Origin of the sequence: Acidovorax sp. SUPP2825, assembly GCF_030158995.1 — a bacterium.
Lineage (GTDB): Bacteria > Pseudomonadota > Gammaproteobacteria > Burkholderiales > Burkholderiaceae_C > Paracidovorax.
This window is the reverse complement of the sequence record NZ_BQXK01000001.1, coordinates 479,396-492,830: the sequence shown is the minus strand read 5'-3', so window position 1 is coordinate 492,830 and position 13,435 is coordinate 479,396. Positions and strand designations below refer to the sequence as shown.

Here is a 13,435-nt window from a genome sequence, read left to right as displayed (position 1 = left end):
GCCCTCGTGGAGCGCGACAAGGTTTCCGCACGCCCGCGGCAAGCGGGCATGCGACGAGGTGTTATCGGGAATCGGGCGGCGTGAGATCCGGGGGTGCGACCACCCCCATGGAGACGATGTACTTGAGTGCCGCATCGACGCTCATTTCGAGTTCGATGCAATCGCTCTTGCGCAGGATCACGAAGTAGCCGCCCGTCGGGTTGGGGGTGGTGGGAACATAGACGCTCACGTATTCATCGCGCAGATAGGCCGCCACTTCGCCGCTCGGCGTGCCGGTGATGAACGCCACCGTCCACACGCCCTCGCGCGGCCACTGCACCAGCACGGCGGTGCGAAAGGCGTTGCCGCCCTCGGAAAAGAGCGTGTCCGACACCTGCTTGACGCTGGAGTAGATTGAGCGCACCACCGGGATGCGGCTCACCAGGGCATCGCCCCACTCCACCAGCTTGCGCCCCGCGAAGTTGCTGGTGAGCGCGCCCACCGCGAGCAGGATGCCCAGGGTGAGCAGCACCCCGAAGCCGGGAATGTGAAAGCCCAGCAGTTTGTCGGGCTGCCAGGAGCCGGGCAGGATCTGCAGGGTCTGGTCGAGCGTGCTCACGATCCAGTTCAGCACCCAGGCCGTGATGACGCCGGGAACGATGACCAGAAGGCCGGTGAACAGCCATTTGCGCAAAGCGGACATCCGGGGCCGTTCAGTTCTTCTTGGTGTCGGAACTGCTGGCGGCCGGCGCGGGGGCTGGCGCGGGAGCCGCCGCTTCCTTCTTGGGGGCACTGTCGCCGCCAGACGCAGCGGCAGGCGCTGCACCATCGGAGGCCGCCGCATCGGGCTTGGCGCTGGCGCCGCCGGTATTGCCGCCGCGGAAATCGGTCACGTACCAGCCCGAGCCCTTGAGCTGGAAACCGGCTGCGGTCACCTGCTTGGAGAAGGCCTCGGCCCCGCAGGCCGGGCACACCGTGAGCGGCGCGTCGGACATTTTTTGCAGCACATCCTTGGCGTGGCCACAGGAACCGCATTTATAAGCATAGATAGGCATCTTGAGCGTGTGCGATGGAAAGTGCAAAACCTTCAATTATAGGCACCGCACCCAAGTCCCTTCATGCCTGCTCCGCCCCTGCCACCGGGTGGTGCGAAGCGCGCACGTTGCGCAGCCCCTGCGGCGCCAGCGAACCGATCAGCATGCCCGCCGTGGCGGCCAGCACGCCCGCCAGCTGGGCCGGGAACACGGCGCCGGCCGGCGTGGCCAGGAACAGCAGCCACGACGACAGGCCCGCGATGATGGCCAGGATGGCGCCCTGGGTCGTCGCGCGCTTCCAATAGAGGCCGAAGACCAGAGGCACGAAGGCCCCCACCAGCGGCACCTGGTAGGCACCCGACACCAGTTCATAGATCGACGTGCCCTGCATGTGGATCGAATAGGCCAGCACCAGGGCGCTGAACACCAGCGTGCTGATGCGCATGGTGCGCAGGCGGTCGCTGTCGGTGCCGTTCGGGCGGAACTGGCGCCAGATGTTCTCGGTGAACGTGACGCTGGGCGCCAGCAGCGTGGCCGAGGCCGTGGACTTGAGGGCGGACAGCAGCGCACCAAAGAAGAACACCTGCATGATGAACGGCATCTTTTGCAGCACCAGGGTGGGGAGCACCTTCTGCGGGTCGTCCTTGAGCAGTTCGGCCGTTTCGGTCGGCATGATGATGAGCGCGCTGGCCACCAGGAACATGGGCACGAAAGCGAACAGGATGTAGCAGATGCCGCCGATCACCGGGCCGCGCGTGGCCGCCCGGATGTTGTTGGCCGACATGACGCGCTGGAACACGTCCTGCTGCGGAATGGAGCCGAACATCATCGTGATGCCCGCCGCGATGAAGAACAGAATGTCGTGCAGCTTGGGCTCGGGCAGGAAACGGAACAGGTCGCGGCTGCTGGCCAGCTCGATCACCTTGTCCGCCCCGCCGGCCATGTTGCCGGCGAAGACCGCGATGATCGTGAGCCCGCCCACCAGGATGATCATCTGGATGAAGTCCGTCACCGCCACCGACCACATGCCGCCGAACAGCGTGTAGGCTAGGATGGAGACCACCCCGATGGTCATGCCCACCGGAATGCTGACGGCCCCGCCGGACAGCAGGTTGAACACCAGGCCCAGCGCCGTCACCTGTGCCGACACCCAGCCCAGGTAGCTCAACATGATGATGAGCGAGCACACGATCTCGACCGCGCGGCCGTAGCGCTCGCGGTAGTAGTCGCTGATGGTCAGCAGCGTCATGCGGTACAGGCGCGCCGCGAAGAACAGCCCCACGAGGATCAGGCAGAAGCCCGCGCCGAACGGGTCTTCCACCACGTTGCCCAGCCCGCCCTCGATGAACTTGGCCGGAATGCCCAGCACCGTCTCGGAGCCGAACCACGTGGCGAACGTGGTCGTCACGATCATGTACAGCGGCAGGTGCCGCCCGGCGATGGCGAAGTCCGCCGAGTTCTTCACCCGCCGCGCCGCGAGCAAGCCGATGGCGATGGTGATCAGCAGATAGACAATGACCAGGGTCAACAGCACGGCATGCTCCTCGTATGTCGCGTAGGGAGGGGTAAGGGAAAAGGGAGGGGTCGGGAAAAGGCTAGAAGAGCCGCACGCGGATCAGCAGCTGCATCGCCAGCAGCCCCAATACAAATCCCATGCCACCGTAGATCAGGCTCTGCAGCAGGCGGTTGGTGCGTTTTTGCGCGGCCAGCAGTTCCAGCAGTTCGCGCCGGTGGTCGTGCGGCCGCTCGCGCAGGTAGCCGTGCAGCAGGCGCGGCAGCTCGGGCAGCATCTTGGCGAAGCGCGGCGCCTCGGCGCGCAGTTCGCGCCACAGGCGCTGCGGGCCCATTTGGTCGAGCATCCACTTTTCGAGGAACGGCTTGGCGGTGCTCCACAGGTCCAGGTCGGGGTCGAGCTGGCGCCCCAGGCCCTCGATGTTGAGCAGCGTCTTTTGCAGCAGCACCAGCTGCGGCTGGATCTCCACATGGAAGCGCCGCGAGGTCTGGAACAGCCGCATCAGCACCATGCCGAGCGAGATTTCCTTGAGCGGGCGGTCGAAGTACGGCTCGCACACGGTGCGGATGGCCGCTTCCAGCTCGTTCACGCGCGTGTGGGCCGGCACCCAGCCGCTTTCGATGTGCAGCTCCGCCACGCGCTTGTAGTCGCGGCGAAAGAAGGCCGTGAAGTTCTGCGCGAGGTATTCCTTGTCGAACTCGGTGAGCGTGCCGACGATGCCGAAGTCCAGCGAGATGTAGCGCCCGAAGGTCTCCGGCTCCAGGCTCACCTGGATGTTGCCCGGGTGCATGTCGGCGTGAAAAAAGCCGTCGCGGAACACCTGGGTAAAGAAGATCGTGACCCCGTCGCGCGCCAGCTTGGGGATGTCCACCCCCGCGGCCCGCAAGCGTTCGATCTGGTTGATGGGCACGCCCTTCATGCGCTCCATCACCAGCACCTCGGCGTGGCAGAAGTCCCAGAGGATCTCGGGGATCAGCACCAGTTCGAGCCCCTGCATGTTGCGGCGCAGCTGCGCGGCATTGGCGGCCTCACGCACCAGGTCCAGCTCATCGTGCAGGTAGTTGTCGAACTCGGCCACCACCTGGCGGGGCTTGAGCCGCTTGCCGTCGGCCGACAGGCTCTCCACCCACCCGGCCATCAGGCGCATGAGGCCCAGGTCGTTCTCGATGACGGGCAGCATGCCCGGGCGCAGCACCTTGACGGCCACCTCGCGCTCCACGCCCTTGCGGTCGCGCACGACCGCGAAGTGCACCTGGGCGATGGACGCGCTGGCGATCGGCACCCGGTCGAACGACACGAACACCTCGGCCAGCGGGCGGCGGAAGGCGCGCTCGATGGTGGCCACTGCCACGTCGGGATCGAAGGGCGGCACGCGGTCCTGCAGGTGCGCCAGCTCGTCGGCGATGTCGGGCGGCATCAGGTCGCGCCGGGTGGAGAGCACCTGGCCGAACTTCACGAAGATCGGGCCCAGCCGCTCCAGCGCCTCGCGCAGACGCTGTCCGCGCGGGGCGTCCAGGTTGCGGCCGATCGACACGATGCGCGCCACCAGGCGCAGCCAGGGCTTCTGGAAGCTCGTCAGGACCAACTCGTCCAGCCCATAGCGGAGCACCACCCAGACGATGGTGACGCCGCGAAAGAAACGACTCATGGTGCGAATCGGTCGGTACCGCCGGCCTCGCCGGCAGAGGACCCCCGGCGTGCGCCGACGAACTGGCGCAGCGCCTGCGCAGCGCGGCGGGCCGCCGAGCCGATGGCATGGGCCGGCGCATCGCCGATCACGCGGGCCAGGTCTTCCTCGACGTCCCAGCGCACGTGGTCCACCAGCCAGTTGATGTCGGCGGCCAGTTGCACGTCGCCTTCGATGCGGATGCCGGGCTTGTCACCGCGCAGCGCGGTCTGGGCCAGCGACAGGGGCGAGGTTTCGATCACCTCCAGGCGCAGGTCCGGCACCTGGCCCTCGGGCGCCAGGTCGAGCAGCCCGGCCGGGGTGATCTGCAGGGCCATGGAATAGACCCGCCACTGCACCCGCGCCACGCGCCCCTTCTGGCGCACGAGGCGGTCCATGGCCTCGGGCTCCTGCATGAGCACGTGGTTGAGGAACAGCACCAGGCGGTGCTGCACCTCGTGCACCAGCCACTGCGGTGGCTGCGGGCCTGCGGCGATGCGCTCGAAAAGCCCATCCAGGAATGAAAAAGGGGACTGTGTTGCCATAGTCCCCGATTATTCCCCGAACTGGGCGCGGCACCGAGGGCTTTACCCCCGCGCCCGCCGCGCCATTGCGGTGGGTTACTGCAGGGCCTGCACCCCGGCCACCAGCCAGCCGCTGCCGCCGCTCTTGGGCTTGGTCATGTTCCACACCTCGCGGAACGGGCTCGGGCCGGCCGAGAGTTCCTCGCGGATCATGCCGGAGAACTCCACGCTGGCCATGTAGCCGTCGCCCAGGTCCTCGATGCCCAGCAGCTGTGCCTCCAGCATGACCACGTCGGTGTGGTTGGGCTGGCTGGCGCCGCGCAGCGACTCGCGCTCGCTCAACTGGGTGCGGATCTCCTCCACCATGCTGTCGGTCATCATCGAGCGCAGCGCGGCGATGTCGGACCGGTCCCAGGCGCCTTGCAGCGTGATGAAGTTGCGCTTGGCCGCGGTCAGGAAGCCTTCGGTGTCGAAGCCCTCGGGCACGCCCCAGTTCTGCGAGCCGGCCAGCGCCGAGCCGATCACCACGCCGGAGCCGCCACCGCTCTGGCGCGAGGCGTCGAAGGCCATGCTGCTGCGCTCGAAGGGCCGCGCGGAGGCATCGTTGCCCACGTTCTGCGGGCTGTACTGTCGGGGCATCTGCGCCTCGGCCGGCGAAGCGGCACCGCCGCCGGCGCCCTGGAAGGCGAAGGGCGAATTGCCCGCGCCACCGCCTTCGGCGGGCTTGCGCGACCGCATGAACATGCGGAACACGGCGAAGGCCCCCAGCGCCAGCAGCGCGATCAGCAGGAACTGGCCGAAGCCCGCGCCCAGGCCGAGCGAGTGGGCCAGCCAGGCCAGGCCCAGGCCCGCGGCCAGGCCGCCGAGCATCGCGCCCCAGGGCTTCTTGGCGGCCGCCGCGGGAGCGGCTGCCGGTGCGGCGGCGGGCTTGGCGGCCGCCGCGCTGTTGACGTTCTGCGCCGGTGCGCCGGGCGCGGCGGGTGGAGGCGAAGCCGCCTCGCGCTGCGTCACGTTGCTCGACTGCTTGCCAACGGACTTGCCGCCGCCCATGCGGCGCGCATCCGCATCGGCATGCACCACCAACAACATGGCGACCAGCGCCACGGACCACAGTTTCATCATGTCATCTCCAATTTATAGATACGTGCCGGCTGCGAACGAAAACGCAAGGCGGCTCAGCACTTGATTCCAACATGCAAAGCGACGATTCCCCCCGTCATGTTGTGATAGTCCACATGCCCAAAGCCATTTTTCTGCATGAGGGTTTTGAGTTCTTCCTGCCCCGGATGCATGCGGATCGACTCGGCGAGGTAGCGGTAGCTCGCGTCGTCGCCGGCCACCATCCGGCCCAGCTGGGGCAGCACCTTGAAGGAATACCAGTCGTAGGCCTTCTCCAGCGGCTTGGCCACCTTGGAGAACTCCAGCACCAGCAGGCGGCCGCGCGGCTTGAGCACGCGGCACATCTCGGCAAGGGCCTGGTCCTTGTGCGTCATGTTGCGCAGGCCGAAGGCCACGCTCACCACGTCGAAGTGGCCATCGGGAAAGGGCAGCTTCTCGGCGTCGCAGACCAGCGTGGGCAGCACCACGCCGGCATCGATGAGGCGGTCGCGCCCCACGCGCAGCATGGCTTCGTTAATGTCGGTGTGCACCACCTCGCCCGATGCGCCCACCTTCTTGGCGAAGGCCTTCGCCAGATCGCCCGTGCCGCCCGCGATGTCGAGCACGCGGTGGCCCTCGCGCAGGTTGGCGACCATGACCGTGTAGGCCTTCCATGCGCGGTGCAGGCCACCGGACATGAGGTCGTTCATGACGTCGTACTTCGATGCGACGGAGTCGAAAACGCCGCGCACGCGGCGCGCCTTTTCCGTTTCATCGACCGACTGGAATCCGAAATGCGTGGTGCTCATTCCGCGATGCTAGGGGCGCGGGCCCCGCTCGTACAGCGACAACCCCGCACCTGCATGGGGCATCTGTCGCAATTTGGACGCTGGGGCGCGCGCCGAGCGGGCCCGCCGCCGTCAGTGCGCGCAGCCGCCAGAGCCGTGCGAATGGCCGCCACCGCCGCGCCGGGGCGGCATCGGCGTGTCGCGATCGGCACCGGCCTCGGCCAGCCGGCGCAGGTAGTCGGCCCACAGCGCGTCCTGGCGCTGGCCGAGGTCGTAGAGGCAATCCCACGAGAAGATGCCCGTGTCGTGGCCGTCGGAGAACGTGGGCTTGACCGCGTAGTTCCCCACCGGCTCCAGCCCCGCGAGCGTGACGTGGCGCTGCCCGGTCTGCAGCACCTCCTGGCCCGGGCCGTGGCCCTGCACCTCGGCGGAGGGCGAGTACACGCGCATCAGCTCGAACGGGATGCGGAAGGCCGCGCCGTCCGAGAACACCACCTCCAGCACGCGCGATGCCTCGTGCACCGTGATCGACTGCGGCGTGGGTGCGCCGGCTTTCAAACCTGCCATGGAAATCCTCTGTGCGTTTGCGTTGTGCCCGCTGCGGGCGGCCCGATGGAGCCGGAGCGCGATTGTCCCACCGCGCCCTGGCCGGGCCGGCAGCGAGCGCCGCGCGGGCTCAGGCGCCTGGGCGTCAGGCCAGCTGCGCCAGCCGCGCGGCCATCGCCGCCTCGGCCGCGGCCAGGCGGGCGGCCACTTCGGCCTCGCGTTCGGGCGCGCGGTCGCGCTGCGGCGTGGCCCACACGGCGCCGGGGAAATGGCTGTCCCAGGCAAAGCGCGCGATCACGTGCCAGTGCAGGTGCGGCACCATGTTGCCGAGCGCGGCCAGGTTGATCTTGTCCGGCTGCACATGGGCGCGCAGCGCGGTCTCCACCGCCGCCACGGCCTCCATGCACTGCAGGCGGTCGCCCGCGTCCAGGTCGGTGAACTCCGCCGCGTGCGCGTTCCACACCACGCGGTAGAAGGCTGGAAAGCCGGCCTCCTGCGCGCGGATCACGCGCAGCTTCGGGCCGCGCCAGACCAGCGCGCCGCCGTCGCCATCGCACAGCGGGCAATCGGGCACGGTGGCCGCAGCCGGCGCCGTGGCCGCCATCAGACCAGCACCCGCTCGATGCCGCCCGCGTTGGCGCGCTGCACGTATTCGGGCATCCATTGGTCGCCGAGGATCTCGCGCGCCATCTCGACGACGATGTAGTCGGCCTCCAGCAGGCCGTTGTTCAGGTCGTCCTGGTAGCGGTTCAGGCCCTGCAGGCAGCTGGGGCAGCTGGTGAGGATCTTCACGTTGTCCTGCGCGCCCGCGGCGCCGCTGGCCCGCAGCGCGGCCTCGCCCTTCCTGATTTCCTCTTCCTTTCGAAAGCGCACCTGCGTGGAGATGTCGGGCCGCGTCACGCCCAGCGTGCCGGACTCGCCGCAGCAGCGTTCGCTCTTGAGCACCTGCGGGCCCACCAGCGCCTTCACGGTCTTGACCGAGTCCTGCAGCTTCATGGGGTTGTGGCAGGGCTCGTGGTACAGGTAGGCGCCCTTGCCCTGCAGGGTCACGCCCTTTTCCAGCAGGTATTCGTGGATGTCGATGATGCGGCTGCCCGGGAAGATCTTGCCGAAGTCGTAGCCCTGCAGCTGGTCGTAGCAGGTGCCGCAGCTCACCACCACGGTCTTGATATCGAGGTAGTTGAGCGTGTTGGCCACGCGGTGAAAGAGCACCCGGTTGTCGGTGATCATCTTTTCGGCCTTCTCGAACTGGCCGCTGCCGCGCTGCGGGTAGCCGCAGCACAGGTAGCCCGGCGGCAGCACGGTCTGCACGCCCGCATGCCACAGCATGGCCTGCGTGGCCAGGCCCACCTGGCTGAACAGGCGCTCGGAGCCGCAGCCGGGAAAGTAGAACACCGCCTCCGTCTCGGCCGTGGTCATGGCCGGGTTGCGGATGATGGGCACGTAGTCCTTGTTCTCGATGTCCAGCAGCGCGCGCGCCGTCTTCTTGGGCAGGCCGCCGGGCAGCTTCTTGTTGATGAAGTGGATCACCTGCTCCTTGACCGGCGCGGTGCCCACCGTGGCCGGCGGCCGCGCGGTCTGGCGGCGGCCCACCTTGCGCAGCAGGTCCACGGCGATGCGCTGGGCCTTGAAGCCCACGCCGACCATGGCGCTGCGCATCAGCTTGATGGTGTCGGGGTTGGTGGCGTTGAGCATGGTCATGGCCAGCGCGTTGCCCGGGCGGAAGGTCTTCTTGCCCATCTTGCGCAGCAGGTTGCGCATGTTCATGGTCACGTCGCCGAAGTCGATCTTGACCGGGCACGGCGTGTAGCACTTGTGGCACACGGTGCAGTGGTCGGCCACGTCCTCGAACTCCTGCCAGTGCTTGATCGACACGCCCCGGCGCGTCTGCTCCTCGTACAGGAAGGCCTCGACCAGCAGCGAGGTGGCGAGGATCTTGTTGCGCGGGCTGTACAGCAGGCTGGCGCGCGGCACGTGGGTGGCGCACACGGGCTTGCACTTGCCGCAGCGCAGGCAGTCCTTGACCGAATCGGCGATGGCGCCGATGTCGCTCTGCTGCATGATCAGCGACTCGTGCCCCATCAGGCCGAAGCTCGGCGTGTAGGCGTTGGTCAGGTCGGCGAACATCAGCGAGTTGCGGGCCGAACCGGGCTCCCGGGCAATATCCGCTAGGGCACCATGCTCCTGATTTCGTAGCAACTTGCCTTTGTTGAAACGCCCTTCGGGGTCCACGCGCTGCTTGTAGTCGGCGAACGGCCGCAGTTCGTCGTCGGTCAGGAACTCCAGCTTGGTGATGCCGATGCCGTGCTCGCCCGAGATCACGCCGTCGAGCTGGCGGGCCAGCACCATGATGCGCGCCACGGCCTCGTGGGCCGTCTGCAGCATGCGGTAGTCGTCGCTGTTGACCGGGATGTTGGTGTGCACGTTGCCGTCGCCGGCATGCATGTGCAGCGCCACCCACACGCGGCCCTTGAGCACGCGCTGGTGGATCGCCTGGGCCTCGTCCATGATGGGCTGGAAGGCGGCACCGGCGAAGATCTTGGCCAGCGGCTCGCGCAGCTGGGTCTTCCAGCTGGCGCGCAGCGTGTGGTCCTGCAGCTGGGCGAAGAGCGGCTCCACGTCGCGCAGCCAGCCGGTCCACAGCGCGCGCACCTCGCCCACCAGCGCCACGGCCTGGCCCACGCGGTCTTCCAGCAGCTCGGCCGACGGGATCTCGTGCGCGTCGTCCTGGCGGCCCAGCGGCAGGTTGCCGCGCAGGAAGAAGTCTTCCAGCGCATCGCACAGCGCGATCTTGTTGCGCAGCGACAGCTCGATGTTGATGCGCTCGATGCCGTCGGTGTACTCGGCCATGCGCGGCAGCGGGATCACCACGTCTTCGTTGATCTTGAAGGCGTTGGTATGGCGGCTGATGGCGGCCGTGCGCTTGCGGTCCAGCCAGAACTTCTTGCGCGCCTCGGGGCTGATGGCGACGAAGCCCTCGCCCGACCGCGAATTGGCCAGCCGCACGACCTCACTGGTCACGCGCGCCACGTCGTCGGCGTTGTCGCCCGCGATGTCGCCGAACAGCACCATCTTGGGCAGGCCGCCGCCGTGCCGCTTGCTCTTGGTGGCGTAGCCCACGGCCTTCAGGTAGCGGTCATCCAGGTGTTCCAGGCCCGCCAGCAGCACGCCGCTGCGCTGCTGCTCGGCGAACATTAAGTCCTTGATCTCCACGATGCTGGGCACCGCGTCCTTGGCGTTGCCGAAGAACTCCAGGCACACGGTGCGCGTGTGCTCGGGCATGCGGTGCACCACCCAGCGCGCGCTGGTGATGAGGCCGTCGCAGCCCTCTTTCTGGATGCCGGGCAGGCCCGACAGGAACTTGTCGGTCACGTCCTTGCCCAGGCCCTCCTTGCGGAAGGTCTTGCCGGGGATGTCCAGGCGCTCGGTGCGGATCGGCGTCCTGCCGTCGGCCTCGAAGTACTGCAGCTCGAAGCTGGCCACCTCGGCATCGTGGATCTTGCCCATGTTGTGGTTCACACGGGTCACCTCCAGCCACTGGGCGTCGGGCGTCACCATGCGCCAGCTGGCGAGGTTGTCGAGCGCCGTGCCCCACAGCACGGCCTTCTTGCCCCCGGCGTTCATGGCGATGTTGCCGCCGATGCAAGAGGCCTCGGCGCTGGTCGGGTCCACGGCGAACACGTAGCCCGCGCGCTCGGCCGCATCGGCCACGCGCTGGGTGACCACGCCGGCCTCGGTCCACACCGTGGCGACCTCGCGGTCCATGCCCGGGAGGCGGCGCATTTCCACCTCGGTCATGGCTTCGAGCTTTTCGGTGTTGATGACCACGCTGCGCCAGGTGAGCGGAATGGCGCCGCCGGTGTAGCCGGTGCCGCCGCCGCGCGGGATGATGGTCATCTCCAGGTCGATGCAGGCCTTGACCAGCGCGGCCATCTCGGCCTCGGTGTCGGGGGTGAGCACCACGAACGGGTATTCGACGCGCCAGTCGGTCGCGTCGGTCACGTGGGACACGCGCGAGAGGCCGTCGAACTTGATGTTGTCCTTGGCCGTGTGGCGGCCCAGGCGCTTTTGCACCTGGCGGCGCAGTTGCGCTGCCTCGATGAAGGTGGCGTCGAACTCGGCGATGGCGCGGCGGGCTGCCTCCACCAATTGGCCCACGAGCTGATCGCGGCTGGAGTCGTCGGCCGGCGTGCGGCGCTTGCCGATCTCGGCCAGGCGGTGCTCCAGCGCTTCGACCAGCAGCTTGCGCCGGTCGGGGTTGTCCAGCAGGTCGTCCTGCAGATAGGGGTTGCGCTGCACCACCCAGATGTCGCCCAGCACTTCATAGAGCATGCGGGCCGAGCGGCCGGTGCGGCGCTCGCGGCGCAACTGGTCGAGCACGTCCCAGGACGGAGACCCGAGCAGGCGGATGACGATTTCCCGGTCGGAAAACGAGGTGTAGTTGTAGGGAATCTCTCGCAGGCGGGCGGGCTCGGCGGCCTGCGCCTGCAGGGCAGCCAGCGCTATGGGAACGTTCATGGGGTCAACCTGGGTCGGGCGCGTGGGGCGCCCCTGTGCCTCGGGGCCGCGATTTTATGCCAGCCTCCGGGCGGTCCCGGGGGCCGGGACCGCCCCGCCAGCCAGTGCGGCAACGACCGCACCCCGGCCGCTACTATTTTTATAGCGTCATGCCGGCGTTTTCATTGTGCTGGAGGCCTTTTTTGCCCCGAATCCCAAGGCAGGCCGGCGGAGCCCCTGGCGGCCGGCCCGGCCGGTCAGAACAGCACGCGGCTGCGGATCGTGCCCGGCACCTTGGCCAACTCGTCCTGCGCCAGGTCGGACGACTGGGCGTCGATGTCGATCACCACGTAGCCCACCTTCTCGTTGGTCTGCAGGTACTGGGCGGCGATGTTGATCCGGTTGTCCGAGAAGATCTGGTTGATCTGCGACAGCACGCCCGGCACGTTCTGGTGGATGTGCAGCAGCCGGTGCTTGCCCGGGTGGGCCGGCAGCGCCACTTCGGGAAAGTTGACCGACGAGATCGAGGTGCCGTTGTCGCTGTACTTGACCAGCTTCTCGGCCACTTCGAGCCCGATGTTGGCCTGCGCCTCCATGGTGGAGCCGCCGATGTGCGGGGTGAGGATCACGTTGTCCAGCCCGCGCAACGGCGACAGGAACTCGTCCTTGTTGGTGCGCGGCTCGACCGGGAACACGTCGATGGCGGCGCCCAGCAGCTTCTTGGCCCGGAGCGCCTCGGCCAGCGGCTCGATCTCCACCACCGTGCCGCGCGCGGCGTTGATGAGGATGCCGCCGGGCTTCATCGCCGCGATCTCGGCCGCGCCGATCATCCACTGCGTGGACGCCAGCTCGGGCACGTGCAGGCTCACGATGTCGGCCTGCCCCAGCAGCGCGTGCAGCGAGGGCGCCTGGCGCGCATTGCCCAGGGGCAGCTTGTTGACCACGTCGTGGAAGATCACATGCATGCCCAGGCCCTCGGCCAGCACCGACAGCTGCGTACCGATGGAGCCGTAGCCCACGATGCCCAGCGTCTTGCCGCGGATCTCATAGGCGTTGTCGGCCGACTTCAGCCAGCCGCCGCGGTGCGCCACCGCGTTCTTCTCGGGAATGCCGCGCAACAGCAGGATGGCCTCGGCCAGCACCAGTTCGGCCACCGAGCGGGTGTTGGAGTAAGGCGCGTTGAACACGGCGATGCCGCGCTCGCGCGCGGCGTTCAGGTCCACCTGGTTGGTGCCGATGCAAAAGCACCCCACGGCCACGAGCTTGTGCGCGTGGGAGAAAACCTCGGCCGTCAGCTGGGTGCGCGAGCGGATGCCCACGAAGTGCGCATCGGCGATCTTGCGCTTGAGTTCGTCGTCGGGCAACGCGCCGGAGATCGCCTCGATCTGCGTGTAGCCCGCACCGCGCAGCACGTCGAGCGCGGACGGGTGGATGCCCTCGAGCAACAGGAACTTGATCTTGCTTTTGTCCAGAGAGGTTTTGGCCATGGAAAGGTCCGGAGGATCGGAAAAGGAAAAGGCGCGGGATTCGGCCCCGCGATCAGCCCCGAAATGGGGACGCGAGATCATTGTGCACCGCACAAAACCCTGCTGGCATCCTTGCAATTCGCTGAAATGGTGCGCGGCACCAGTCGCCAAGGCGACTCCAGCCACCGCCGATCTGTCACGAAATTGTCACGAAATCGCCAACACTGGCGCCCGTTTGGCGGCCATGGCGGGGCCCTGCGCCGCGACGGGTTTCCCCGCTTGATCGCTGCGTGGGCCTATGCGACAACGACATATTCGTGTCAC

11 protein-coding genes are annotated in these 13,435 nt (G+C 67.8%); all 11 read right to left on the bottom strand.

The genetic code is table 11. The annotated features are described in order from the left end of the window. Positions 1-61: 61 nt before the first annotated feature. Entirely contained in the window at positions 62-682 is a 621-nt protein-coding gene (locus AVAK2825_RS02335) for a DUF502 domain-containing protein (protein WP_272565470.1), read from the bottom strand. A 10-nt stretch (positions 683-692) separates the two neighbouring features. Next, a complete protein-coding gene (locus AVAK2825_RS02330) occupies positions 693-1,034 on the bottom strand; it encodes an FmdB family zinc ribbon protein (protein WP_272565471.1) in 342 nt (113 codons plus the stop codon). 61 nt (positions 1,035-1,095) lie between these two features. After that, a complete protein-coding gene (locus AVAK2825_RS02325) occupies positions 1,096-2,547 on the bottom strand; it encodes a high affinity choline transporter 1 (protein ID WP_284393780.1) in 1,452 nt (483 codons plus the stop codon). Between the two features lie 61 nt (positions 2,548-2,608). After that, complete coding sequence (gene ubiB / locus AVAK2825_RS02320) at positions 2,609-4,174, bottom strand: ubiquinone biosynthesis regulatory protein kinase UbiB (protein WP_284393778.1); 1,566 nt, start codon at positions 4,172-4,174, stop codon at positions 2,609-2,611. Then, positions 4,171-4,737, bottom strand: a complete 567-nt coding sequence (locus tag AVAK2825_RS02315; RefSeq protein WP_284393776.1) for a hypothetical protein — start codon at positions 4,735-4,737, stop codon at positions 4,171-4,173. The genes ubiB and AVAK2825_RS02315 overlap by 4 nt, the downstream gene beginning before the upstream one ends. 75 nt (positions 4,738-4,812) lie before the next feature. Continuing rightward, positions 4,813-5,838 carry a Tim44 domain-containing protein gene (locus tag AVAK2825_RS02310; RefSeq protein ID WP_272565476.1) on the bottom strand — a complete coding sequence of 342 codons (1,026 nt, stop codon included), beginning with the start codon at positions 5,836-5,838 and terminating at the stop codon, positions 4,813-4,815. Between the two features lie 53 nt (positions 5,839-5,891). Beyond that, positions 5,892-6,623, bottom strand: a complete 732-nt coding sequence (ubiE, locus tag AVAK2825_RS02305) for a bifunctional demethylmenaquinone methyltransferase/2-methoxy-6-polyprenyl-1,4-benzoquinol methylase UbiE (RefSeq protein ID WP_284393774.1) — start codon at positions 6,621-6,623, stop codon at positions 5,892-5,894. 111 nt (positions 6,624-6,734) lie between these two features. Continuing rightward, a complete protein-coding gene (locus AVAK2825_RS02300) occupies positions 6,735-7,169 on the bottom strand; it encodes a gamma-butyrobetaine hydroxylase family protein (protein WP_284393772.1) in 435 nt (144 codons plus the stop codon). Positions 7,170-7,293: 124 nt separating this feature from the next. Beyond that, a complete protein-coding gene (locus tag AVAK2825_RS02295) occupies positions 7,294-7,752 on the bottom strand; it encodes an HIT family protein (protein WP_284393770.1) in 459 nt (152 codons plus the stop codon). Further along, positions 7,752-11,666: a DUF3683 domain-containing protein gene (locus tag AVAK2825_RS02290; protein WP_284393769.1), complete on the bottom strand. Its 3,915-nt coding sequence runs from the start codon at positions 11,664-11,666 to the stop codon at positions 7,752-7,754. Before AVAK2825_RS02290 ends, AVAK2825_RS02295 begins: the two co-directional genes overlap by 1 nt. A gap of 236 nt (positions 11,667-11,902) precedes the next feature. After that, positions 11,903-13,132, bottom strand: a complete 1,230-nt coding sequence (gene serA / locus AVAK2825_RS02285; protein ID WP_284393767.1) for a phosphoglycerate dehydrogenase — start codon at positions 13,130-13,132, stop codon at positions 11,903-11,905. Positions 13,133-13,435 lie beyond the last annotated feature (303 nt).